Below are 24651 nucleotides of genomic sequence, written 5' to 3' on the forward strand. Positions count from 1 at the left end.
CACTTCATCTTTTTGTCGGCTCGTGGGGCTGGTCCTGTGCAGCAATGCGTCGATGGTTTACTTCGCTTTGGATTCGCTCCGTGTGGCAGTCGTCACGACGCTGGCCTGTTCGCTGCTGCTTCAGGCCGACTACTTCGGCTGCGTGCTCTTTTTCGCGGACGTCGATGATCTGTAGAACTGTTCATTCGCTCCGCAGAGGGCCGGCGAATCCAATCTCTTCCTAAGCCCGTTGGCCGTAATCGAAAGACACGAGGCCGGCGAGTTCGTGCTCAGCTGCCACAGTGCTAGCAAGGGAACGGAATCCAATCCCGGAGCAGATGGCGAGAGTTGAGCGAAGACTGCGGTCGGAGCTCCTGCGCTTCCGGGTCTCCAAGGGGACGACTGTGCGAACCGAAGGGACTTTGAAGCGTTGACGTGGCCGGCGTGCGGTAGGTTGGGCCAGCGACAGGGCTCCCAGCCGGCCTGTGCTGACTTCGCTTCCTTTGGCGAAATGTGGGTAACGGCGAGGGCCGCACTCTTCCCGGGCCGTCGACATTCCCGCCCTTTTGGTGCGTGCGCCGTTAGGCGCGACAATTCGGTGCCCGCGTGTAACTGCGCGCATTCGCCGAAGCTTAGACGTGGTGCATTCCCGCTCGCCCGTTTGGCGGACAGTTCCGGCCGTGCTTGTTTTGCCGGCCTAACGCCCGCCGCTCGTCACTGCCACACCCCTCTCCGGCAACGGCTCGGCGCATCGCGCAAGCCGGTTTAGCGATCAGGCCAGGCCCTTCGCGAGTTCCAACGCCTGCCGTTCGAAGAGGCGGCGGTAAATGCCACCATCGAGATTGATCAGGGCGGCATGATCGCCGTCCTCCATGATGCGGCCACGGTCGAAGACGAGCAGCCGATCGAGCGAGCGGACGGTCGACAGCCGGTGTGCGATGACGAGTGTGGTTCGACCCACCATCAACCGATCCACCGCTTGTTGAATGAGCACCTCGGATTCCGAATCGAGGCTCGATGTGGCCTCGTCCAGAATCAGGATCGGCGCGTTCGCGAGGAAGGCGCGCGCGATCGCCACGCGCTGGCGCTCGCCGCCGGAGAGCTTCAAACCCCTTTCGCCGACCAATGTCCCATAGCCCTTCGGCAGGGGCGCGATGAATTCGTGGGCACTTGCCAGCCGTGCCGCTTGCTCGATCTCGGCCTGGCTCGCGCCAGGCCGGCCATAGGCGATGTTCTCGGCAAGCGACCTGTGAAACAGGATCGGCTCCTGCTGCACGATCGCGATCTGCGAACGAAGGGACTCTTGGGTCACCTCGGAGACGTCCTGACCGTCTATCAGGATCCGGCCGCCGCTCAGGTCGTAGAGTCTCTGGATCAGCTTCACGAATGTTGTCTTGCCGGAACCGGAGGGTCCAACCAACCCAACCCTTTCGCCAGCTTCAATCGACAGCGAACATTCGCTATAGAGCGGCAGGGGATGGTTGGCGTAGCGGAAGTGGACGTTCTCGAAATCGATACGGCCGTTCGTGATCCGGATCGGCTTGGCCTCTGGACGATCGGCAACATCCACCTTCTGATTGTGGATGGCCACCAGTTCTTCCATATCATTAACCGAGTGCTGCACGTTGCGGACATGCATGCCGGCATCACGCAGATAGCCCTGCAGGACGATGAAGGACGTGAGAACATATGCTATCTCGCCCGGCGTTGCCTGTCCATGCGACCACAGAAGCAGGGCATATCCGACCACCGCCACCCTGAGCGCAACCAAAGTTACGCCTTGGGTTGAGCCGATGATCGTTCCGCGCACCCAGCTCCGGCGCGCGCGGTGCCGCCATTTCGTCATGATATTTGCAAGCCGCTCGTCTTCGCGAACCTCTGCGCCGAAGCCCTTGACCACAGCGTTGCAACTGACCGCGTCCGCAAGCGCGCCGCTGAGCCTTGTGTCCCATCGGTTGGCAAGGCTCGCCGCTGGCGCGACATAGCCGAGCGACAGCGAAATCGAAAACGCAAGGTAGACGAGAGAGCCGCAAGCAAAGATCACGCCCATGACCGGCCAGTGCCAGCCGAGCAGCACCGTCGAGCCGATCAAGATGACAAACGACGGGAGCAGCGTGACGAGTATCGTGCTGTTGAGGAGGTCGAGCGCCCACATGCCGCGCGTTATCTTGCGCACTGTCGAGCCGGCGAAGCTGTTTGCATGCCAGTCTGTCGAAAAACGCTGCACATGATGGAACGCTTCGGTCGCGACATCGGAAATCATTTTCAACACCAGGTCGTTCAGGCCAATTAAGGCGACGTGGCGCATGGCAATGGAACCGAGTGCCAATGCAATCGGTACAGAGAATGCTGCAACAGCTGAATCCGAAGCTGGTGCTGCCGCATTAGCAGCACGAGAAACAGCGTCGATGAGTCGGCCAGAATAGAGCGGCATCAACACGTCAGCCAGCGTGGAGGCGAGCATCGCGGTCATGATGATCGCGAGCCGGGCCGGCTGCCTGTTCCAGAGGCGAACAGTGAAGGCGAAAACGTCGCGACAAGTGGCGCCGCGCCCATGGACGGGGAAACGTCTCATAGTTTCCAAGCGGGCGCATCAACACGCTCGGTCCCAAAGACGATAAAAGACAAAACTGGAATTTCGACCTCCCCCATAACAGCATCAATTTTGGCGGGCAGCTCTTGCCGCCTCACGACGGTGAGTTCAAAAGTCGTGCCAACTGAGCGGGAACATCCGAAGGACAAATTCAGCAGGTTACCGAGCCTGGAGAAAGTCAGCCGCCATCCAGTCGAATACGATTGCTACGGCTGCTCAACTCGGGAGATTGGAAAAGAAGGTCGATGTATCGATTGAATTTTGAGCTTGTTCTTGCCTCGATCAAATAAGTACAGTTGCAATGCAGCTTTCTCAGGCCCGGCACTTAGGTGCTGATTTCAAAAGCGCGCCGCGAATACTTTCCTGCCCATATTCCGTCAATCGAATGCTCGACTGTCGGATTGTGCGCTCCCCGACACAGTGCTGTCGGTTCGCCTCCTGGGTACCTCCCCCGTCGATTGACGACCTGAAGGAGAAGCTTCGCTCGCAAGCTGGCACGACTCTTGAGGGTACTCCAGGTGGCGGAAGGAACTCCGGCTCGAGTCCCGTTGACTTCGGATGTTGCGAGGCTGGGTTGGAGCAAACTGTGCACCAATGAGAACGCAATGAAGGAGACATCATGGAACTCCGGCGGATTGCGGTGGAGTTAGACCTATTCCTCAAGATGACTGATGATGTCGCTCAATCCGAACAGTTGTTCGAACTGTTGTCTGCGTTTGCGCTGAATTTCGATTGCCCGTGGATTGCCTATGGGCCGCTCGCATCAGAGAGGGCTTTCAAGCCGAACCGAGAGGGTTCTGTGGTGATGTGGAATTATCCCGCTGAATGGCAGGAGCGCTACTCGAGAATGGGCTATGCCAAAATAGACCCCCTCATCAAGAAAGGTCGAAAGGAGGCGGGACCCTTTCGATGGAGCGAGGTGTATACTGATGAAAACATAACTGAAGATGGACGCCGCGTCTTGGACGAAGCAGCAACATTCGGCTTGAGGTCAGGCGTTACCGTCCCATTACATGGCCCTGGTGGCAGCTTTAGGTTTGTGAGTTTTGCTCAATCCTCGGACTGCGAATTGCAGAATAGAGCGATCACCTACCTGCAAATGGCCGCGCTGCGGTTTCATCGGATGGTTACGAAGTTCGACACTACGACTGCGTCGGAACGAGCTCATAACCTGTCTCCGAGAGAAATAGAGTGCATTGATTTGGTGTCACAAGGAAAATCATCTTGGGAAATAGGAACTATTTTAGGCAGATCACGAAATACGATAGATTTCCATTTAAAAAATGTAATGCGGAAGTTGGATGCGACCAGCAGAACGGTAGCTGTTGTAAAAGCTTTGAACCTTGGGATTATCGAACCGCCGTAGGTGCGCAGCTAGTTCTCCGCCCGTAGTAGCGCGCGTGATAGCCGAGACGCTCCGGCGTGCGCTCGCTCTTCGAAGCACCCAGCGCCTCGTCCATCTCGGCCTCGAGCACCTCCTGCATCACGGCGCGAATCACCTCGTGCAATCCATCCGGCTTCGAAAGCAAAATGTCGTTGACGCTGCTATGGCGGATTTATCTTCAGGCTTGGTCCTGGTGGCGATGCTGAGTTCGCTTCGCTGAGATTGGGCGGTCATGACAGGGTGGTGTTCAATGTCACCGATTCCTGGAAGAAACTACCATCCGTATTAAGCGACTGACGATGAGTGATGTGTGTCCAAAATCTGACAGCTGTCAGAAAACATGTCGGGTTCAATACAGCGGAGCGTCTTAGCTCTGTCGGGCTTTTCGAAGCCTATCTCGCAGTAACTGCGCGCCAGGCGCACTAGCTCGGCCTTTGCTGGTCGATGTGCGGCAATATAGTGTGAGGGCTGACCCGCATGAGAACACGGAACTCGCTCGATGAAGGATGATCGACGGCATCCAGAAAGCTTCTCTCCGGCGGGTTCGAGGGTGCTGCGCGCGCATCTCGGCGACGGGCCAGCGACCAACGGTTGAGGCTACATCTCCGGAGCGAGTGATGCCTCGAAAGATGCAATGCTGTCTCTGGTCCGACGCGCTGGAAGTTTGTGAAGGTCGGCCCGGCAAGTCGGTGAACCGGGCGGCTTAGGCTGCCAAAAAGGGTAGATGTCTGCGTTGCCTCGGTAGATCAGCAGGCGGTATCAGAAAGCCAAAGGCACACGCACACCATCGTGGCGCTTCGCAGGAAGTAGATGGGAGTAATCACCAGTGATTTTACCGGAACTTCGCTCAGCAAACACAGCCGGCAGGGTTTTGGAGATAACGACGACCACGGGATGCGTCGTAGGATGTTCATATTGTCCCCAGGACAAGTTCGCGGTCCGGCAAAGAAAAGTGTCTCATGCGAGTCATCTGGATCTTGAAGATTTCAAGCGGTGTCTGGCCCGCGTACCGACTTCCGTCGACATTGGTTTTGCGGGATACTCCGAACCTTGGCTCAATCCGGACTGTACCGAAATGGTGGAGCACGCCTTCGCCAAAGGCCATGGCATCAGGATTTTTACGACGCTGGTGGGAATGAACGGGCAGGACCTGCAACGATTGCAAGCCTTGCGCTTGGGCGTATTCGTGGTCCATGTTTTCGATGACGGCACCTACATGAACAGCCGCCTGGTCGGAGACAAGTATCGCGATCTGGTTCGTCAACTCGTCGACGCGGACATCCCCTTGATCCGATTCGTGGCCTTGGGCGAGCCCCACCCAGATATAGCCGACATTATTCCTACCGAAGCCCTGATAAAAGCGCGGCCGGTGAGCAGTAGGGGTGGAAGCGTCGACCCTAAGATCGTTGCACCACGTCAGCCAGTGGTCGGAGCCCTAACCTGCGTGGACGCACGACAGTATCGGAATGTTCTTCTTCCAAACGGCGACGTTACCCTGTGCTCTATGGATTTTGAACGGCGTCACGTATTGGGCAACCTTCTATATGAGGGTTACTCCGCTCTGTTTGAAAAGCCAGTTTTTCGCGAAATCGTCGACCGCATGAATGGAGCAGATGGTTTTCTGCTTTGCAGGATGTGTGAATTCGCCGACCCAAACGACCGGACCTGAGTGCATGCCGGCCGAGAGGGCGTGCCTGGCAGTGCGGATGGCCCCACGACAGATGCACCTGCCCGCGACGCCATCGTGTTTTCACGTTACGCCAGTATGTTCCTGTAGGCGCGGCAGTGGGTCTCGAGCATTTCGGAGACGAGCTCATCGAAAGGTCTTCGCCTTCCAACCGAGCTTGTCGGCCTGCCTAGCTTGAGGTAACGCCGATCACAGGTCAACCATCGGTCGGATGGAAACAGTGTTAGTCGATCCCGATCAGAGCTTGATTGCTTACTCACGGCTCACCTCGTCAACGCCTTCACCCTCCCGGACGATCTCCTTTTCGACTCGCCTGAAGGCAGCAGCCCAGCTGCGGCCGGGGATGGTTGCCGTCGCGGTAGTGGACGTTCTCGAAACCGATGCGGCCCTTCGCCAGCGCGTCTCCCGGTTGCTTCCGCCTGGCCTACGAACGGGCTTTCCGTCAAGGGGGTCCACGGCGGCCCCGCCCTCTTGATCCGGCGGCTCGGGCCAGTCATCGCGCAAGAGATCGGAATCCGCATTCTTCTCAAAGAGAGCGTGGCTTTCGCTGTGTCATCGGTCATCAAATAGTTTCTTGAATCAGGTTGGTGTCCGCAGCCCGAGGTTGAACGGCGAATATTGATGACCGCCGCGAAGCCGCTCGCTCGCTACGGCGCTATTGAGGGGGCGCGCTCGCGAGCGGCTTCGCTACCGCCGAGCTACACAACCTCTGGCGACGCGACCCTGCTAATCGTCCTTGGACTCATTCATTGTCCGGAGGCGCTATGGGTAGCGATGGGTGGGTACGTCAACTACCTGATGCCATAGTATCGGTGCTTTCGCGGAAGCTATAGAAGCCATCTTGTTGGAGCACATTCTCTGAAGGCATCCGAATGGAGGGCAACGCAACCCAACAATATTCGATGAGGATCCCGGCATCACCAGACCAACGAAAGCTTCGGTATTCTGCTTCAATGTTAAACGGCGAACATCTGCCGCAAACCACTAGCCATTAAACAGCTCTCTTCTTTGAACGACTATGTGCAGAGGACTTAATATGAACGGCGACGCTTTCACGGCTCATGAATCTAACGTTCGTCGTTATTGCCGGGCGTTCCCCACCGTCTTTACGAAGGCCCTTGGGGCGACGATCTGGGACGAGACGGGTAAGCCCTTTATCGATTTCCTGGTGGGTTCCGGCGCACTCAATTACGGGCACAACAATCCGGATATTATGGCGCCAGCGATTGAATATCTCGTCGGTGAGAACATTCTTCTGTCGCTTGATATGCATACGGCGGCAAAGCGTGACTTCATTGAAGGGTTCGTCGATTGGATCCTGAAACCCAGAGGCCTTTCGTACAAGATTCAGTTTCCTGGGCCGACCGGCACGAACGCCAACGAAGCGGCGCTCGCGCTGGCGCGAAAATGCACCGGCCGCTCGAGCGTCATGGCCTTTACGAATGCGTTTCACGGGATGTCGCTCGGCTCTCTGGCGGTGTCGGGTTCGGCCTCAACCAGGGAACAGGGAGGCGTTGCTCGCCACGATGTGATCCGTGTTCCCTATGACGGTTATCCGAGCCAAGCATTCGATTCCGTCAGCTACATCGACTGCATTTTGAGTGACCCGGGGAGCGGCATAGAAAAGCCTGCCGCAATCATTCTGGAGATCATCCAGGCAGAAGGCGGCATGAACGCCGCATCCACGGCTTGGCTCACGGAAATTCAGCGAATTTGCCGCACGCACGGCATTGTTTTTATCGTCGACGACATTCAGGCGGGTGCGGGCCGAACTGGCGATTTCTTCTCATTCGAGTCCGCGAAAATCGAACCGGATATTGTGTGTCTTTCTAAGTCGCTAAGCGGTTCAGGTAGTCCGTTGTCCATCGTTCTGATTCGACCCGACTTGGACATATGGAAGCCCGGAGAGCATAGCGGGACCTTCAGAGGCAACAATTTCGCCTTCGTGACGGCAGGAGCCATGTGCAAGATGTGGTCGGATAGGAAATTTACTGCAGGTGTCGAGCGGACAGCCCTCAGGCTGCAAACGCACCTCGATCGCTTGGTTGCGAAATTTCCAAGATACATCGAACAGAAGCGCGGCCGCGGTCTGATGGCCGGCTTGAAATGCCGTTCACCGGCACTTGTCGGCCGCGTGCACGATGTCGCATTCGAAAATGGCCTTCTTATCGAATCCTCGGGGCCAAATCGCGACGTTATCAAAGTCCTCCCGCCGATAACCATCACCGATGCCGAACTCGATCGTGGCATCACCATCCTTGACCACGCACTACAGGAGCAGGACAATGCCTAGTCAGATATCTCAAGTGCCAGCCATCTCCCCGGTTTCGATCAGAGAACGGATTGGCTCGATCAACACTGCGGAGATCATCTCGGTCCTGAAAGGTGAGCTCACCGCTCTGCACATCAAGCAAGCTTTCAGCACCGAAGTAGCCGAGAAGATCACCACGAACTTTGTTGGTAGTGCCGGTCTCAAGGAGCGTAACGATGGGGTGCCCGGACAATATGTCGGCGCATCACACTACAGGAAGGATGCAGCCACTTATTTTGCAGATGCGGAAGCTGCGCGACCTTACGTCAACGCCCTTTTTGGGAATTTGGTTGACCCAGTCCGAGCCGTATTCGGCGCGTTGAAGCGCGAGCTTCACAGCCAGGGTATCGAATTGCGGCTCGCCCGTTCGGAACGCGGCAAGGCCAATGTCTGTCGCGCCCTCAGTTGGACTGGCACAGGCATGTTTTCTTTGGCCCCCCACGACGATGTCGCTCAAGTCCTATGGGCTGGTAACGATTACGAGCTTTCTGCGGTGGCGCACAATACCGTCGCAGCGCTCAACTTTTATCCCAGTATGCCCGAGGAAGGTGGCAATCTTCGCCTCTGGAGCCATAAGCCGAACGTCGCCGACCGAAAGTCGCAGGATGTGGAGACAACAGGATATCCCTATTCGGCAGCCTATCTTGAAGCCGTTCCTTGCCGCGAGATCCAGCTCAAGGCCGGCGATATCGCCCTGATCGATGGCGGCTTCGTTCACGGGGTTACCGGTCAACCGGGCAACGGAAAGCGTCGCGTGCTGCTGAATTGCTTTTTCGGATTTGCGCGGCCTGATCTTGTTCTCTGGTGGACCTGAGGGGCTGCCGACAGCGGCCCACTGTTTTTGCCGACAGTGAAGTCATCAACTGCTTCATAGGATGCCCCTAGTCAAAGGCCCTTCGGACATCCGGCCGGGAAACTCATTCCTTGCAGATGAACTCGCAGGTCGTGGGGCCTTTGAGGGTCTTGGGCCTGTGACCTTGCCCCTCTGATCTAATCCGGGTTGAAATTCGCTCTGGCCATCCGGGAGGATCAGGGCAAGGAGCGCAGCCGCTTGTCTGAAGAGCACATCATCAGAGTTTTGAAGGAACATAAGGCCGGGTGTCGGTTGCCGATCTGTGCGCCGCCAAGCACGTGGTCAGCGACGCCTCGATTTACAACTGAAAGGCCCGCTTCGGTGGATGGATGCTCGAGCTCCGCAGGATGCGCGGCTGAAGCGGCTTCGCCATGTTCGACCATGCCTCATTGAAGGATCTTATGGGAAAGGATGTATGGTCTGCCCCGCTGATGCAAGGGTTCGTGACATCGTCGACGACGATTCCAGTCGCATAAATGTATCCTCTCGCGAGTGGACTGCTGTTGCAGCCGCGCACGCCGTTCCCAGAAATGGTTCGGGCACGAGCCCGTTTTTTTCACAGGGCTTATGGCATGCTGATCCACGGCTCCGGCTGGGTCCATGACTATTCCCGAGCCTTGCAATCAACCGCAAGCGTTAGGTGAAAGCAGGGTCCCTGCGTTCTGACGATACGCACCGTCTTGGCGGCAAAGGCAACAACGGCCTTGTTCGGGTGCATCCGGCTCTGAAGACCATCAAGCCAGCATTCAGCCGATCCCGGTGTTCGATCCAGATGACGGAAGCACGATCGCGCGCCATGAACGAGAAGTTTGCGAACATAGCGGTTCCCGTTGCTTGATCATACCGAGGAGCTTCGGCTTGCCCCGGTCGAGTGTTCCCGCGGGTTAAGGCCAGCCATGCGGGCAATTAGCGAGCCTTCTGGAACTGGCGCCCGCTGCCGCCGGCCGCCGGCCGTGGCTCCGAGTGCCAATTCCCGGAATCGTCATGAGCCGGCGGGCAACATCCTCTCGATCTGCGATCGCAGGGTCTCCCTCTGTCACCTCGCTGATACGCTGCTCCAACCGCCGCAGGTCCGCGGAAAGGTCCGTCTGCGCATTGCCGGCGAGAGATAATTCGACACGTCGTCGAGCACCTGCGATAGGTCCAGCTTGAACAGACCCGCTCCCTGTCCCAGTGCTATGCCGTACTCCAAGCAGAATGCTCGCATCTGGTTGATAAGACGCGTTCGCGTGAGGACCATCTGGTCGCGCACGCGATACGAAGCGTTGAGATCAGTTTGCTCCTCGGGGCAGACCGCATTGTCGGCCGCGTGCGGCTTCGGCGATGGCCTCGGCCTCGATGATGTCGCTTTTGTTCGACTGAACGCGGGCTTCGCAAACTGTGCCGGGATCAGGCGCACATTTGTGCCACAGCGCCTGTAGCTTCCTGACGATCCATTGTGATCCAGCGCAAGGTTCATTGCCACCACAGCAGGCGCCGCCCGCTCAAAAAACTCAGCAACGTATCGCGCCGGAAACGAATTCGCTGGACGGGCTCGCAGTCAGGGGCAACGTCACCTGCGGCGAAGTTGTAGACTGCGGGTTAAGTCGGCAAGATGCCGACGCAGGTTGGCCAGTTCGAACGGAATCAAATGGCTATTTGCGACTTGCGCCATCCTATTTTCTTGGTCCAAACCTTTTGCGCCGGACGGGCGGCTTCGATGGCGCGAGCAGTTCCCACGTCGCTTCTTGTCCCCCGGCGCTAGATCCCCGGTCGGTGGTTGGTGACGTTCAAATGTTCTTCCGTTAACGCACTGCGTACCACTCGCCCGCTATCATCGCCTTGTCGGCAGCATTGAGGGCTGCCTAAGCCTGGAAGAACTCGTATCAGAACTTTCGCGCGGTCAGACCTCCTGAGCACATGCGCGCAATGTTTCTTCGAGGATGTCGAGTGCTTCGGCAAATACTGAGTCCTCGATAGTGATCGGGGGGAGGAAGCGGATGACGTTTCCATAAACGCCGCAGATCAGGAGGATGAGGCCCCTCTCGAGCGCCTTCTCGCGGACACTATTCGTGAATTCTACACTAGGTTTTCTTGAGCCGGGGACCGTGAACTCGATCGCATTCATGAGACCCATACCACGGATGTCGGCGATCTGCGGAACGACATCCTTCAGCGATTGCAGCCGCCGTTTCAGGCGTACGCCGAGTTGTTCGGCGCGGTGGCACAAACCCTCTTCTTCGATCACGTCGAGGACAGCATTTCCCGCGGCGATGCCGATCGGGCTGCCACCATAAGTGCCACCTAGGCCGCCCGGTCCCGGTGCATCCATAATCTCGGCCCGACCGGTGACAGCTGCTATAGGAAATCCGCCGCCGAGACCCTTGGCCATGGTGGTGATGTCCGGAAAGACACCGAAGTGCTCCATGGCGAAGAGCTTACCGGTTCGGGCAAACCCGGTCTGTACTTCGTCTGCGATCAACAGGATGCCGTGTTTGTCAGCGATTGCGCGCAGCTGATCCATGAATGCACACGGCACTTCATAAAAGCCGCCTTCGCCCTGCACTGGCTCTACGATAAACGCAGCGACGCGGTCGGGATCAACATCAGCCTTGAAAAGCTTGTCGAGCACGGAGAGCGATTCGTTGATCGTGGTGCCATGGAACTCTATGGGGAATGGGACGTGGAAGACGTCGGGCACCATCGGCCCGAAACCGGCCTTGTAGGGCTGGACCTTCCCGGTCAACGTCATACCCATGAAGGTGCGGCCGTGGAAGGCGCCGGTGAAGGCGATGATCGCGCTGCGGTTTGTAGAGGCGCGGGCGATCTTGACGGCGTTCTCGACGGCTTCAGCGCCGGTTGTGACGAAGAGCGTTTTCTTTTTGAAGTTGCCAGGCACGGCGTCATTCAACCGTTCAGCGAGCCGGACGTAGTTCTCATAAGGCACGACCTGATGGCAAGTATGCGTGAAGCGGTCGAGTTGGTCTTTCACCGCTGCAACGACCTTTGGATGACGATGGCCGGTGTTGACTACTGCTATGCCTGCGGCGAAATCGATATAACGCCGTCCCTCCACGTTCCAGATTTCGGCATTGAGCGCCTTGTCGGCATAAACCTGTGTAGTCACGCCGACCCCGCGGGCGATCGCATCGGACCTGCGAGCCGCAATATCAGTATTCATAAAAAAAACCTCAAAAGTGATTGCGCAAACAAAGACGCCCCCGATATGCGATCATTCCGAGGATCATAACGCTTTCGACGGCGAGACGGTCCTGATCTGGATCAAGAGGCCCCCAAGATTCTGACGAACTGAGTCTCCTCTTGGGTGCTAGTCAGCTATTGGCCACCTTAGCAACGAAAGGACTGACACGCTCACCCTTGCTGCGAAAGATGCTCGTGAACGGCGAGCCATCGACCTTGTCAACTTCGGATTCAATCGTCCTCACGCTCAAGACTGCGCACTTTGATGCAGTGGCGGGGAATGGGGGGTCGCTAAATGAGTGGCCGATCTTTCTCAAACACGGTGCTCCTGCTGCAGCACTCTTCCACTCCTCTCCTGAAGCGAGCAAGTGGTATCCTGTTCGAGAGCGGCTTATGGAACATAAGGAGGCGCATCAGCTCCACTGCATATACTCCGAGCTCGCGCAGGAGCAAGCGTCTACGCTCTGATATTGTCGGGTTATCGACTGTGTCGGACATGAGCCACTCAGCGTCATCAGCGCGATCGCATTTTCTTAAATCATTTTCTCTTTGGCACGAGATATGCGGAGCTATTCGGAAACGCGCTGAGGCACGGACCGAGGAGACAATCACCCCATGATGACCGCTCGACCGATATGCGGTCTCCGCCGTGAAAACCGGGTCTCCCGAGCCGGCAAGCCGGCGGGCGGCCGGGTATTTCTCTTGCAGCGGCGGCGGACTTCTGAACCTGCGGCAAGAAGCGTCGGCTGGACGATTTGCTGCGGGAGCCTTTCTTCCGCCATGACAACGCCGGGTTGCTCGCGTCGGCTGCATATCCGTCCCTCGCTTCGGAAGCGCCAGACGGAGTGGTTCGAGAGGATGCAAGTAGCCTTCCCTCGCTTCGGCGGGTCCGACTGTACGAAGGCGCTGGTCGAACATCAAGATGCGGCGACGCTGGAGGTGGGGTTCAACATGCGGCTGCACACTATTTGGCCCCTACGCTGCGGGTTGTGCGCCTCTCCGGGCGTACGAAAGGGAGGGGCGAATGCGGGTCGGCTCCGTCAAGCACAATGCGATAGCCGGCCGCCAGTTCGAGAGCTGGACGGCCTTCGAGGCGCATCTGGACCGGTGGATGCGCGGATTGCCGATCAGCGTGTGCATGGCGCCTGACTTGAATGAGTGGGGGTCAATCCTCATCACCTCCAATCGCTGCGTTGTCGAATGGGGCGGTGCGTTTAGCGGTCCTGTGGTGGCAACCGCGATCCTTGATCGCTTGCTCGATTATTCCATAGTGATTCCCTTCGCGGTTACAGCTACCCGCTTCGTCAAAGCGTCGTTCCGGCCTATTGCAGAAGGCCGGAACGACGCTCAACACCAATTAAAACTGCAAACCAATGAGAGGGTGACCGTGCAAAACATGAGGAGGCGCCCATGCTCATCGCACGTCCCTCCTTCAATGCTGGGCGAAGGGTACTGAATGTTCATGTACCAGAAGAGGGGGCCAAACTGAAGAGCGCGTTAAGTTTGGTTGTGCCGCCCCCGTGTTGCTTCGACCCGGTTCACCCCACCGGCGCAGCAGTTCAGAGTGGGCACAAGTCGCTATTCGCAAACCGCTTGGAAGGTCAGCTCAGAGTGGCTGGTTAAAACGTTAGCCGAGGACGACACCAATGAACGGCGCCGAATTGCTTGTATCTGCACTTGAAAACGAGAACGTTCGGCAGATCTTCGGCGTTCCCGGAGAAGAGAATCTCGACGTTGTTGAAGCACTACGGCATTCCTCGATCAAACTAGTGGTGACGCGCCACGAGCAGGCGGCATCGTTCATGGCGGCTACGCATGGGCGGCTTACCGGAAAGCCCGGTGTCTGTCTGGCTACGCTCGGTCCCGGCGCGCTGAATCTCACGACGGGCGCAGCCTACGCCCTGCTCGGCGCGATGCCCATGATCATGATCACCGGGCAGAAGTGCATACGCAGCCGGACCCAGGCGCGATTCCAAATCGTGGACATGGTCTCGACCATGACGCCGCTGACCAAGATGGCGCGCCAGATTGTCGACCCAGCGACAATTCCGACCATCGTGAGTGAAGCCTTTCGGGTAGCGCAACAGGAGCGGCCAGGGCCGGTCCATCTCGAACTCCCGGAAGATATCGCAGCCGAGAAACTGGCCGTGGTCCCACCGATGGTGCCGCCCCATTTGATCAACCCGCCCGTTGCGGCCAAGGAGGCGTTGGATAGTGCGGCAGAGCTCATCCTGAAGGCCGAGCGGCCGCTGGTGATGTTGGGTGCAGCCGCAAACAGACCGCGCCTGACTGCGGAGCTGTCGGACTTCGTGAGGCGCCTGCAAATTCCGTTCTTCAACACGCAAATGGGTAAAGGCGCGGTATCGGGCGGGTCCCGACTGTACGTGGGCACGGCCGCTTTATCGGAGCGGGATTACGTGCATCGGGCAATCGATCGCGCCGATCTCGTCATCTCGATCGGCCATGACACCGTCGAAAAACCTCCTTTTCTGATGAGGCTGAAAGGGCCGGCCGTCCTCCATGTGGGTTATCTACCGGCGACGGTAGACGAGGTATTCTTCGCATGTGCAGAGGTGGTGGGCGATATTGGACCGAGCCTGAGATTGCTTGCCGACCGCCTCGAGGGAAGGCTGCCCAACGCCGGTGCGCTACTCGGGCTGCGTGAGGGGATCCTGACCAGGATCGCCGACCGGGCGAAGGAAAGCCGGTACCCCCTAACGCCGCAGCGAATCGTGCACGACGTGCGTCAGGTTATGCCTGAGGACGGAATCGTCTGCCTCGACAACGGAATGTACAAGATTTGGTTCGCTCGCAACTACCGCACCCGGGTAGCCAACACGCTTCTCCTCGATAATGCGCTCGCCACCATGGGCGCAGGGCTGCCTTCAGCAATCGTTGCCGCGATGCTCTGTCCGGAACGTCGCGTTCTCGCTATATGCGGCGACGGCGGCTTCATGATGAACTCGCAGGAACTGGAGACGGCGATCCGCCTCGGACATCGGCTGGTCGTGCTCATCCTACAGGACGACGCTTATGGGATGATCCGCTGGAAACAGGCTGTAAATAGCTACAGCGATTTCGGCATGACCTTCGGCAATCCCGATTTTGTCGCTTATGCCAAGGCCTACGGCATCGAAGGCAGACGAATCGAAGGCCCCAACGATCTCGCGCCGACGCTCGAAGCGGCATTTGCGGCGGGCGGTATCCATCTTATCAGCACGCCGGTGGATTATTCGGAAAACATGCGGGTCCTAGTCGACGAATTATCCAGTCAGAAAGACATCTGAGATCCTTTTTGATTGGGTCGTTGTCCCCAAGGTGCTCCTGCACTTTTTCGGACGTCCACGGGTCACTTGTTTCTCTTCGCCGTGGCGCTTGGGCGGCCACATGACGGGATCAGGGAGACGTCTCGATCTGGTTCACGACTGGTTTGGCAGGTTCAGGACACTCAACTAGGTGTTTAGATGGGGTATTCGGCTTTGTCCCACGTCTTGAACGGGTGTTTGAGGTGCTGCTTCGCGCTGATGATAAAACGTGGTCTGCGTGAACAGCCACAAGCATCAGGAAAGGAAGCGCAGCATGAGGCATTATCCCGGACTGGACGTCTCGGTGAAAGAGACGGCCGTCTGCATCGTGGATGAAGGAGGCCGCATTTGCCGAGAGATGAAGCTTGCGAGCCATCCGAACGATCTTGTTGAGGCGTTGAAGAACCCCGCCTGGAATCTGGCCCGGATCGGGCTTGAAGCTGGTCCCTTATCAAATGGTTGTTCAGTGGTCTGGCGGGAGCCGGACTACCTGCAATCTGCATCGTAACCCGTCATGCGAAGGCCTTTCTCAAGGCGCAGGTCAACAAGAGCGACCGCAACGATGCGCGCGGCATCGCGCAGATGATGCGGGTTAATTGTGTTCCGGCCGATGCACGTCAAGACGCTGATGAGCAGGAACGTCGGGCGCCTGTTGACAGCCCGCAAGTTGCTGCAGGAAAAGGCCATCGCAATTGAGAATGACATTCGAGGCCTGTTGCGTAACTTCGGTCTCAGGTTGGCATTGTCGGCGCTGCCAAATTTGGGGATCGCATCCAGGACCTTTCCGGCGACATCCCGGAGCTACGTGACATCATGGAGGTGTTGCTCGCCGCCCGGCAGAAACTTCGCGAGCAATTCAAGGGTGACACGGTTTGCGCGGTTGACGACCGTCCCTGGTGTCGGACTGACCTGTCGGACTGACCTGATGAGGTGGACGGCCTCCGCTCCCGGCATCGCAATGTGCCAAAGTGTGGCTGTCGAAAGTCACATGAGGGAGAGCCGTCCATGGAGAAGGTTAGCACAATCGGTCTGGATGTCGCCAAGCACGTGTTTCAGGTGCACGGCGTTGACGCGCAGGGCGCAGTGGTTGTCCGCCGGAAGTTGCGTCGCGACGATGTAGTCGCATTCTTTACGTCCTTGCCGGCGTGCTTGATCGGCATCGAAGCCTGCGCAACGAGCCATCACTGGGCTCGTGTCCTCACGGCTCTGGGGCATGAGGTTCGCCTGATGCCTGCGTCATACGTCAAGCCATACGTGGAGCGGCAGAAGAATGATGCTTCGGATGCCGAGGCAATCTGCGAGGCGGTCACGCGACCGACGATGCGCTTTGTTCCGACAAAGAGCGAGGAGCAGCAGAGCGTGTTGATGCTGCATCGCGTCCGCGAGCTTTTGATCCGGCAGCGGACAATGCTGGTGAACGCCTTGCGCGGCCACTTGGCGGAGTTGGGCATCATCACTCGTCAGGGTGCTACAGGGCTGAGCATGCTCGTCGCGTTGGTTGAGGACGAGGGGCACGACCTCATTCCCCCGCTTGCCCGATCGGCCCTCTTTCTTTTGGTACAGCAATTGCGTGAGGTGCACGAGAAGGTCGGTGAGCTGGACCGACAGATTCACATCTGGCATCGTTCGCACGAGTTGAGCCGTCGCTTCGAAACGATCCCCGGCATCGGTCCGATCACCGCCAGCGCAATCGTTGCGACCGTGACAGATGCTTCCCTGTTCAAATCCGGCCGGCAACTCGCGGCTTGGCTTGGCCTGGTGCCGCGACAGAACTCATCCGGAGGAAAGGATCGGCTCGGGCGGATCAGCAAGCAAGGCGATCCCTACATCCGTCGCCTTCTTGTTGTGGGAGCCCATGCCGTGCTTCGCTTCTGTCGTAAGGGCAAAGCGGCACCCACTCGCTGGGCTGCCGAGCTTCTGGCGAAAAAGCCGTACAACGTCGTTGCGGTGGCCTTGGCAAACAAGATGGCCCGGATCGTCTGGGCGTTGATGACTACGGGCAAGCGCTTCGCGGATTCACCGGCGTAGTGACGTAGTCGCAGAGGATGCGCAGAGGTTGGTGAGGTGCTGATGGTGTGATGACCGACGGTCGAACCGGGATCGGAAAAACCCGCTCAGTGGGTGCCGCTCAAAAAGCGCGTTGACCTGTCTGGGATCCGATCCGCGGACTTCATCAAGGCCAGCGGCATGAACAGGCCGCACTCAAAGGCCGAATACATGCCTGCACCCGACCAACCTGTCATCAATGTCAGAAAGCCCTTGCCACGCGGAGGCCGTCCATACATGCCACTGAAGTTTCATCCGGCTGCCGTTAGAGCCTCGGCGGGTTTTGCTGCGATACAGAGAGTTTGAACGCCTCGCTCCGGTGCGGCTGCAGGCCGAAGGCGGTCCAGATCCGGCGGATGTGGTATGCGACAGGATGTCGCCGCAGCCATAGAACGGATCGACGTGGGTGGCGTCCTTCAGCGTGGTGTTCAGCGCGCGCTCGATCACCTCGGCCACCTGTGTGTCCGACAGAGTGGCGCGGGCGTCCAGGGCGATACTCATCAGTGGGCCCTTCGATCCAGTCCTGCACGAAACGCCTGCGCCATTTGCCCACCGTGTCTTCATGCACCCCGAGCCGCTCGGCGACGTCCTTGCTCTGAAGACCCTCGGCGCAGAACAGGATCATCCGGCGCTGGTCCGAGAGCGAGGGCGCCGCCTTGTACCGTCGAACCTGGGCTTCGAGAAAGCGCTCCTCATCGCTCAGCGCCACCTTCGTCCGCCACCCTACCTGCCATCGCATCACCTCCCGACTGCTCGGATCAATGAGACGAATACAGTTCCGAATGGCTAGCGACATGCGGCTAATCTTATCGAGGCGGCGACCCCATTATAGACCCCGTCGCTCACCTGCTGTGAATTGTCCAACTATTCGGCGAGAACGTCTGTCAGCTGGCGCTAGCTGCGCCGCTCCAGGGGGGAAGGGACGCAGATTCTAATCTCCATCAGGGGTCGGAGAAGGCGTAATAGACCAATGGATCAAGTCGACGGCACTCTGAAGTATCGCCTCGGTCCCAGCACGGCAGGGTGAAACGGCCATTACATATCCGATAGAGTCTCGGTAATCTCCCTTCCTTACGATCAGCGTCTTGGGTTTGACGTACAACTTAACCTCGGCGACACCGGGTATAGCAGCCGCGCGACTGTCTCCGTCGATCCAATCGAGGATGCCATCGCGATCAGGAAGTAGGGCCCGCCACGCCGCAACATTCGAATGGCTTCTGTGCAAATTCCATTCGTCGCCGATGACAAGTTTGATGTGCTCGCTGGTGAGATCGATGCCGTAAGCCAGCTGAACCGAGAGAGGACCGCCGGAAAGACGCGGATTTACTTCGATGACGACTGGGCCACGCTTTGTCCACCGGAATTCAATATTCGTTGGCCCCCAGCCAAGGTCGAGAGCCCGCAAACAGCTCAACGAAAGATCGGCGATACGCTTGTGCTGGTCATCACTCAGCGGGGCTGGGCAGATGCACTGATGGAAGACGAAATGCGGTGGCGGGCCAAAGTCAGAGGCGACAATTCCAATGACCTCGTTTCCCATCATATGAGCGCAATAATAGGGGCCTTGTGCGAATTCTTCGACCAGTATCGGGGAAGACCGCGTGGGATCCCCGCCCAACAGATAGGTCGTATGTTCGGCCAGCTCTTCCACATTGCGGCACAATCGGACACCGATGCTGCCGCTGCCCACGGCTGGCTTAATAACCACCGGCAGCCCGATCTCCACTGCAAAGCTTTCAACCTCCGTCGCATTCGCTGCCAAGTGATAAGCAGGTATTGGAACGTCGGCCTCCGCGAGGAGCTGACGTTGAGTGTATTTGTCGCAGCATCGTTCAATCGATACGGGGTTCGGCCCCGGTAGATCGAAGTGCTGGCAGAGCTTGCCAACTGTCGCAGAGACCGACTCGTCATTGCCCGCAAAGCCCGTAATGCCAGCAATGTCATACGTCTCACTTAACCGGGAACATTCGCGGATCAGCGCATCAAGATTTTCGGTATCGACTCGGGTGGCCTCAAGCTTTTCCTCCGCAAGATAATCGTACTGAGCTGGATCGGTCGACAGGGTAATTGGATGAAGGCCAAGACGCTGGGCCGCTTTCGTGTATCGCAGGCCCGTGTCCCTTGAATGGCCTTCAATCAGAATAAGCGCTCTTTTTGCCATCGGCGTTGACCTCCATTGCGTGCTGTGCTGTGGTCCGAGCTTAACAGGCATCAGCTTTTGTAGCCGTGCGACCCCGGACATGTGGTAAGTAGCACGGTCAGCTATTTGCAGGCGCAAAGGTTCTGTAAATTCATTTCAAGGAACCGTTACACGACTGAATTGTGGGTTTCTCGGTGATGTTGCGGCACAGCAGGGCAAGGCCCGTGAGCCTGAGCTCGGCCTGAAACTGGGACCCTCAATTCCGTCGCGTCTTTCGGAGCTCCCCTCTTCGGGGGCAACCCCTACACCACGTTTCTGTGCGATGGATCGCGATAGAGCGCATAGCTGACAGAGCGCTTGGCGATGATGTGCTTCACATGCTTCTGACCGTTGCGCGGTGGTCGGTATAAGGATGCGGTCGCACAATCTTCTTGGACCAGTAGCTTTGGGTATTTGCCTGGGCCAGACTCTGGGCGAGATCGATGCGCCTCGCTAAGATCGCGGCGGTCGTAAACCATCTGGGTTCCGCGGCGCGATCAGCTGCGCGATCAGCTATTGTCGGCTTTGTCGAATACGAGACACTGTGTTTTTGTGCTGGGCTTTCTGCTGCACTCTCATTTGACGCTTTGATCGGCAGCCAGAACGGTCTTTTCTGTGCCCTTCTGCCCGGTTGGCACGACTTTTGAAGCTCGTTTGTCGCGAGGCGGCAGGGCTGCCGCCGATCTTCATATCGTGGACACCTGCGAACATCGACGAGTAGAAGGAAATCAGCATGTCAGGTCAGTCTCAGAACGTATCCTGTGGGAACGGAGGGATCGGTAAATCCACAGTCACCAGGATTCGCTCGCTGCTCCTCTCCGCTTCAGGCAGAACCGTCCGAATCATTTGCTGCGACGGCAAGGCCAGAGATCAGTGAGGTGGACAATGGCGCCAGCAGGTGCAATGCGCGGCAACATTCAGGGAAACAAGCATGATTTCACGGCAGCGTATAATCGCAGGTGGCCGCACGCCTATTTTCGCGCGCATCTGGCCTTAGATTATGTGATTTCAGATCGGGCCAAACCGGTCTTTGAAAGGATATTCGCCGAGTATCGACGTGTTCGAAACAAGACTAGTTTGAAAATAATCGACGTCGGTTGCTCCTATGGCATCAACGCTGCTTTACTGCGCACCGATCTCGATCTCGACGATTTGTATGCTGCCTATCTGAAATCCGGAGGATCGCTCTCGGGACGACAGGAGTTAGAGCATCGCGCTTTCTTTCGGGATCGCGGTCTCCGCGACGATATCCAGTTCGTCGGCGTGGATCCATCATTCCGGGCTGTCAGGTATGCGCAGACCCTGGGCCTGCTGGAGGTTGGAGTAACGGCAGACTTGGAAACACGTGATTTGAGCGTCAAGGAACGATGCGCCCTCGAGGATGCGGACATCCTCATCAGCACAGGCTGTGTGGGCTACGCCACCGAGCGAACCTTTGCGCGCGTGTATGACGCCTCGGCGACGTCACGCCCGTGGGTCGTCGCCTTCGTAATGCATCCCTTCAGTTATGACGACATCGCCGCGGCCCTTCGGGGCTTCGGGTTAGAAACTAAGCACCTAGACCAGTTCAGACAGCGCCAGCGCCGCTTCTCCACACTAGTGGAACGGCGCGCAATCTTGAAGGCTATGAGCAAACTCGGCATGGAAGACCGCCTAGAGCGCACGACCGGCTATATTTACGCGTCCTGCTACGTCTCCGCACCGCCAGGCGAAGCTGGCCTGCCCCTATCGGGTGATCCATGTTGAACGTTGGTGCATGCTTGGTCTTTGCGTACGGGTGGCCGGCGTAGCTGGTCCGGGTCTTGTTGTGTTGGCGACATTCTTCGATTCAGATCCGGGATTCCTAGAAGAATTCGCCCTCGAGCAGTTCGTCACGAACCTTCGAGTTGAAGCTCTCGCAATAGCGATTTCCCAGGAGTGCCGGGCATAATGTAGGCGGTTTTGACCCCGACAGCGGCGCCATCACGCGACGCCTGGTCATGAACTCTGGGCGTCATTGGATCGAACGTGGGCCGGGAATGCCGGAGGATGAACAGATCGGAGAGAAGTCGATCACGTCGACGGCCTTCAAGTGGTGACACGCTCTCTGACGACGGTGCCTTGTGAACTCATCGATCACATTGAGCATGCGCATTACCTTCCACTGCTGGTTCGATCCTCGACGAGTCGGAGGACCAGACATTTTAGGATACTCCAGCCGAAGCCGGATGGACAGATCGTCATTGAGTCACAGAGAGACGGCCACGTCTGGGTGCTTCTGAGAACCTTCAGCCCCTCACGCCGCCAGATCCGTTTGAGGTCACCTCCAGACGCAGAGCAGCATCACGGCGACGCGCGATAGGTGTAGCGGCCATATTGGCGGGCGAGCACGATGATGTCGGCGGTCAAAGCCACTTCATCGGAACCTCGGTCCATGGATTTATAAGCACCCGGCGCCCCCGTCATTGGGGAACTCCAAGTTCAGCAACAATATCCAACACGCACGCACGGCGACGGGCGGCGCCTGGAAGTTTCCCCGCGCAGCTTCCGCCAGGATCATCTTGTCCGGCGTCAGGTCGGAGCCGGCGTTCTCGGTCAAGTTCTTTCAGCCGCCTGACCTGATTCGCCTTCACCCCCCCCCAAGGTCCGACCAGTGACGAAAGTAGGTAACTTCCGTCACCTATCGTTGGGTTCGCCTCTGCAATCGATTTGCCCTGCAAAATTAGAACTCAACCTGCTGCAGCTTCGTGCCGATCTCGCCCGCATGTCTCTTTCTGGCCAGTTCTTCACTCATGCATCGGCTAGAAAGCAATACCTAAGGGAAGACCTCTCAGACACAGGACAGCGCGGTCGAAGCCTGAACCATGACGAACTCGTCGATGGCCATGACATGGCAGCTTCGAGTGAACTAGTTGAACCCACTCAAGCGGTCGCCCCTCTGCGCGACGACCTGCAATGCGATCGCAGGAACCATCTGCGCAGTGCACTAGGCTAACACTCCGTGTATCCATTAGTGGTCTGCCCCGGCGAACTTAGCGTGCAGCGACGCCGCGGCGAAGTGAAACAGCTTCGCGGCGCCTGTTATTCCATATAGGCGATCCGCAGATGCCGGCTCCGTGGGTGACATCGCAATCGGGAGTTTCATCGCGACCATACGTTCGAGTGGCATGATAGACGAACGCGGCCATTCAATGTTCCATGTGTCTCGCGTTCACTCACGTCCGATGAAAACGCCTGTGTTCGCAAGCCGACACGCTGAGGTACACGTATTCCGCCAATGCTACGCGAACCACACGGTTTTCCCTCTTTCTCGCACAGGTTTTGGTGGCACGCCGATTGCATGGAAACGATGAAGGCACCAAGTGCCGGACATAGCTGTTCACCTCGATCAGCTAATCTGAACGGTTAAATGCAACATAAAGACATCGAAGGAGTAGGTCATGCGAGTAGCCGTCGTGTGGAATCATGATCATACGGGCGTGATCAACCGGTTCGGTCACCCTTGTCAGGAGGAATACGGCCGCGAGATGGTGGAACGGATGGTGGCGGCGCTGCAAGGGCGCGGCCACGAGACACTGCTGTGCGAAGGCGATAAAGGACTACTCGCCACGCTCGAGCGGTTCATGCCACCTGATCCGCAAGCCCGCCCCTCCGGAATGGTCTTCAACATGGCCGCCGGAATACAAGGCGAGTGCCGTCTCACGCACGTTCCGGCTATGCTCGAGATGGCCGGCGTCCCATACACTGGATCGAGCCCGCTCGGGCATGGGGTGGCGCTCGACAAAGCTATCACCAAAAGACTCATCCGGGATCGCGGTGTGCCGACACCGAACTTCCGCGTGATGCGTACCGGCACTGAGAGCACCGAAGGTATTCGATTCCCAGTGGTAGTGAAGCCGCGCCACGAATCCCTCAGCTGCGGATTGCAGCTCGTGCATGAACCTGCTGAGTTGAGACGCGCCGTGGAAGGTATTGTCACGCAATATGAACAGGATGTCCTCGTGGAAGAATACATTGAGGGGCGAGAAATATACGTCGCACTGCTGGGAAATGGAGAACCCGAGGTGCTGCCTCTGATTGAGCTGGACTTCGGCGACCGTGAAACGCGTCTTGTGACTTGGGAAGACAAGCAGCACATGGCTGTCGCGGCGCCGCAGACCATTTGCCCGGCGCGAATCGATAGTAAGCTTGCGACGGCGCTGCGGGATATTTCGGTTGCGACCTTCCGTGCCTGCCAATGCCGGGACTATGCCCGCGTTGACCTCCGGATCGACCGGTCCGGCCGGCCTTTTGTGTTGGAGATCAACTCCATGCCGGCGCTCGGCGCGAACAGCTTTTATCCCCTGGTCGCGAGGGCCGCCGGACACAGCTTTCCTAGTTTGGTTAATCGCATGCTCGACATCGCCTACACGCGGTACTTCGGAGTCGGCATTCCCCAAGGCTGACGCCCGTCGAGTCGCGACCGCCGGGTGCAGCGTCGGTGACGAAGGCGACATAGAGAAAGCCGGCTCAGATCGCCGCATATCCGACACCCAAATTCAGGCGCCGGCGCTGGCGGTTGGCGTGATCCAGCGGGCAGGCGCGGCTTGTCGCTTTTGGCAATCTCCGCCGGCTTGATGGTCGACAAAGGCAATCAGCGTTTGAATGGCGTTCGAGCCCGTAAGCGGAAGCCTTAGGCAAGATCTCATTGGCTTGCCGAAACTGGCGGTTATCCGCCCTCCGCGAGCTTCTCCGCACCCGCGCGTGGGGTAAGCACATCGCTGTCCACATCCGCCCCTCCTCACCCAGTCCTTGAGCGTCTGCACCATGTAGCCGATTTTGGCCGCGATTGACGACATGGTCGCTCTCAGCGTGACTGGGGAGGTCCCCTCGTGATCCAAACCACCCGAACCGCGCTGGCCGGACCTCGGTTGAAATCGATTTGTTGTTTGATTGGCTCCTGCTTCTCAAAAGTTGGAGCGCCCCGCACGCGGCGCGGTTCATGGGAAATCCGCCGGCTTTCATCGAAAAGTAGCTGACGATGCCTACGACTGGTCGCATGTGCTTTGCCATCTTGAATGGAGTGCTTATATACGCGAGAAGAGCTTGCGCTCCATGGTGGTCAGGCGTTCCGGGCCTTTTTCCGTCACCAGCACCGTCTCGCTGAAGCCCATCC

Annotated in this window: 15 protein-coding genes and 4 pseudogenes; 13 read left to right on the top strand and 6 right to left on the bottom strand. The window is 58.0% G+C overall.

All coding sequences use genetic code 11. The annotated features are described in order from the left end of the window. The first annotated feature begins 52 nt into the window (after positions 1 to 52). Entirely contained in the window at positions 53 to 175 is a 123-nt protein-coding gene (locus tag EN852_RS33110; protein WP_127230881.1) for an exopolysaccharide production repressor protein, read from the top strand. Positions 176 to 751: 576 nt separating this feature from the next. On the opposite strand, the gene EN852_RS33115 is transcribed toward EN852_RS33110, so the two are convergent. Continuing rightward, positions 752 to 2554, bottom strand: coding sequence for an ABC transporter ATP-binding protein (locus tag EN852_RS33115; RefSeq protein WP_126097331.1), 1803 nt, complete (start codon positions 2552 to 2554; stop codon positions 752 to 754). Positions 2555 to 3191: 637 nt separating this feature from the next. On the opposite strand from EN852_RS33115, the gene EN852_RS33120 reads away from it, so the two are divergent. Beyond that, on the top strand, positions 3192 to 3938 hold the full coding sequence (locus tag EN852_RS33120; protein ID WP_126097332.1) for a LuxR family transcriptional regulator: 747 nt from the start codon (positions 3192 to 3194) through the stop codon (positions 3936 to 3938). Positions 3939 to 3954: 16 nt separating this feature from the next. Here the strand turns inward: EN852_RS33120 and EN852_RS33125 are convergent. Further along, positions 3955 to 4190: pseudogene (locus EN852_RS33125) on the bottom strand (transposase); the annotation flags it as partial. Between the two features lie 718 nt (positions 4191 to 4908). Between EN852_RS33125 and EN852_RS33130 the strand changes: the two are divergent. The 3 genes from EN852_RS33130 to EN852_RS33140 all read left to right on the top strand — a co-directional run bounded on the left by EN852_RS33130 (position 4909) and on the right by EN852_RS33140 (position 8768). Beyond that, a complete protein-coding gene (locus EN852_RS33130) occupies positions 4909 to 5625 on the top strand; it encodes an SPASM domain-containing protein (RefSeq protein ID WP_224571099.1) in 717 nt (238 codons plus the stop codon). 1054 nt (positions 5626 to 6679) lie between these two features. Continuing rightward, positions 6680 to 7936 carry a diaminobutyrate--2-oxoglutarate transaminase gene (ectB, locus tag EN852_RS33135; protein ID WP_126097333.1) on the top strand — a complete coding sequence of 419 codons (1257 nt, stop codon included), beginning with the start codon at positions 6680 to 6682 and terminating at the stop codon, positions 7934 to 7936. Continuing rightward, positions 7929 to 8768, top strand: coding sequence for a hypothetical protein (locus EN852_RS33140; protein WP_126097334.1), 840 nt, complete (start codon positions 7929 to 7931; stop codon positions 8766 to 8768). The genes ectB and EN852_RS33140 overlap by 8 nt, the downstream gene beginning before the upstream one ends. A 1921-nt stretch (positions 8769 to 10689) precedes the next feature. Here EN852_RS33140 and EN852_RS33150 read toward each other — a convergent pair. After that, positions 10690 to 11967 carry a 4-aminobutyrate--2-oxoglutarate transaminase gene (locus tag EN852_RS33150; RefSeq protein ID WP_126097335.1) on the bottom strand — a complete coding sequence of 426 codons (1278 nt, stop codon included), beginning with the start codon at positions 11965 to 11967 and terminating at the stop codon, positions 10690 to 10692. Between the two features lie 812 nt (positions 11968 to 12779). Between EN852_RS33150 and EN852_RS42660 the strand changes: the two are divergent. The 5 genes and pseudogenes from EN852_RS42660 to EN852_RS33170 form a co-directional block, all read left to right on the top strand. Beyond that, positions 12780 to 13130 (top strand): annotated as a pseudogene (locus EN852_RS42660) (IS21 family transposase); the annotation flags it as partial. Further along, complete coding sequence (locus EN852_RS43265) at positions 13126 to 13443, top strand: ATP-binding protein (protein ID WP_281015805.1); 318 nt, start codon at positions 13126 to 13128, stop codon at positions 13441 to 13443. The pseudogene EN852_RS42660 and the gene EN852_RS43265, both read left to right, overlap by 5 nt. Positions 13444 to 13633: 190 nt before the next feature. Beyond that, on the top strand, positions 13634 to 15274 hold the full coding sequence (locus EN852_RS33160) for an acetolactate synthase large subunit (RefSeq protein WP_126097336.1): 1641 nt from the start codon (positions 13634 to 13636) through the stop codon (positions 15272 to 15274). A gap of 292 nt (positions 15275 to 15566) precedes the next feature. Then, a pseudogene (locus EN852_RS33165) lies at positions 15567 to 16196 on the top strand (transposase); the annotation flags it as partial. A gap of 101 nt (positions 16197 to 16297) precedes the next feature. Then, positions 16298 to 17320: an IS110 family transposase gene (locus EN852_RS33170; RefSeq protein ID WP_126097337.1), complete on the top strand. Its 1023-nt coding sequence runs from the start codon at positions 16298 to 16300 to the stop codon at positions 17318 to 17320. 313 nt (positions 17321 to 17633) lie between these two features. On the opposite strand, the pseudogene EN852_RS33175 reads toward EN852_RS33170, so the two are convergent. Beyond that, positions 17634 to 18077, bottom strand: a pseudogene (locus EN852_RS33175) (helix-turn-helix domain-containing protein); the annotation flags it as partial. Between the two features lie 192 nt (positions 18078 to 18269). Then, complete coding sequence (locus tag EN852_RS33180) at positions 18270 to 19499, bottom strand: acetyl-CoA carboxylase biotin carboxylase subunit family protein (RefSeq protein ID WP_126097338.1); 1230 nt, start codon at positions 19497 to 19499, stop codon at positions 18270 to 18272. A gap of 921 nt (positions 19500 to 20420) precedes the next feature. Here EN852_RS33180 and EN852_RS33185 point away from each other — a divergent pair. After that, a complete protein-coding gene (locus tag EN852_RS33185; RefSeq protein WP_127880091.1) occupies positions 20421 to 21263 on the top strand; it encodes a hypothetical protein in 843 nt (280 codons plus the stop codon). A gap of 576 nt (positions 21264 to 21839) precedes the next feature. On the opposite strand, the gene EN852_RS43270 is transcribed toward EN852_RS33185, so the two are convergent. After that, complete coding sequence (locus tag EN852_RS43270; RefSeq protein WP_281407815.1) at positions 21840 to 21962, bottom strand: hypothetical protein; 123 nt, start codon at positions 21960 to 21962, stop codon at positions 21840 to 21842. A 974-nt stretch (positions 21963 to 22936) separates the two neighbouring features. Here EN852_RS43270 and EN852_RS33190 point away from each other — a divergent pair. Together EN852_RS33190 and EN852_RS41750 are read left to right on the top strand one after the other, a co-directional pair. Then, complete coding sequence (locus EN852_RS33190) at positions 22937 to 23941, top strand: ATP-grasp domain-containing protein (RefSeq protein ID WP_126097339.1); 1005 nt, start codon at positions 22937 to 22939, stop codon at positions 23939 to 23941. A gap of 487 nt (positions 23942 to 24428) precedes the next feature. Next, positions 24429 to 24651, top strand: a 223-nt coding sequence (locus tag EN852_RS41750) for a hypothetical protein (protein WP_210212877.1), incomplete at its 3' end; no start/stop codon positions are given.

It is taken from the genome of Mesorhizobium sp. M2E.F.Ca.ET.209.01.1.1, from assembly GCF_004010375.2.
Classification (GTDB): Bacteria; Pseudomonadota; Alphaproteobacteria; order Rhizobiales; family Rhizobiaceae; genus Mesorhizobium.

Bases quoted from the DNA above. Each gene is read 5' to 3' on its own strand.
- EN852_RS33110 (WP_127230881.1), top strand. From the start codon at position 53: ATGGTTTACTTCGCTTTGGATTCGCTCCGTGTGGCAGTCGTCACGACG.
- EN852_RS33115 (WP_126097331.1), bottom strand. From the start codon at position 2,554: ATGAGACGTTTCCCCGTCCATGGGCGCGGCGCCACTTGTCGCGACGTT.
- EN852_RS33120 (WP_126097332.1), top strand. From the start codon at position 3,192: ATGGAACTCCGGCGGATTGCGGTGGAGTTAGACCTATTCCTCAAGATG.
- ectB (WP_126097333.1), top strand. From the start codon at position 6,680: ATGAACGGCGACGCTTTCACGGCTCATGAATCTAACGTTCGTCGTTAT.
- EN852_RS33140 (WP_126097334.1), top strand. From the start codon at position 7,929: ATGCCTAGTCAGATATCTCAAGTGCCAGCCATCTCCCCGGTTTCGATC.
- EN852_RS33150 (WP_126097335.1), bottom strand. From the start codon at position 11,967: ATGAATACTGATATTGCGGCTCGCAGGTCCGATGCGATCGCCCGCGGG.
- EN852_RS43265 (WP_281015805.1), top strand. From the start codon at position 13,126: ATGGCGCCTGACTTGAATGAGTGGGGGTCAATCCTCATCACCTCCAAT.
- EN852_RS33160 (WP_126097336.1), top strand. From the start codon at position 13,634: ATGAACGGCGCCGAATTGCTTGTATCTGCACTTGAAAACGAGAACGTT.
- EN852_RS33170 (WP_126097337.1), top strand. From the start codon at position 16,298: ATGGAGAAGGTTAGCACAATCGGTCTGGATGTCGCCAAGCACGTGTTT.
- EN852_RS33180 (WP_126097338.1), bottom strand. From the start codon at position 19,499: ATGGCAAAAAGAGCGCTTATTCTGATTGAAGGCCATTCAAGGGACACG.
- EN852_RS33185 (WP_127880091.1), top strand. From the start codon at position 20,421: ATGCGCGGCAACATTCAGGGAAACAAGCATGATTTCACGGCAGCGTAT.
- EN852_RS43270 (WP_281407815.1), bottom strand. From the start codon at position 21,962: ATGACGGGGGCGCCGGGTGCTTATAAATCCATGGACCGAGGTTCCGAT.
- EN852_RS33190 (WP_126097339.1), top strand. From the start codon at position 22,937: ATGCGAGTAGCCGTCGTGTGGAATCATGATCATACGGGCGTGATCAAC.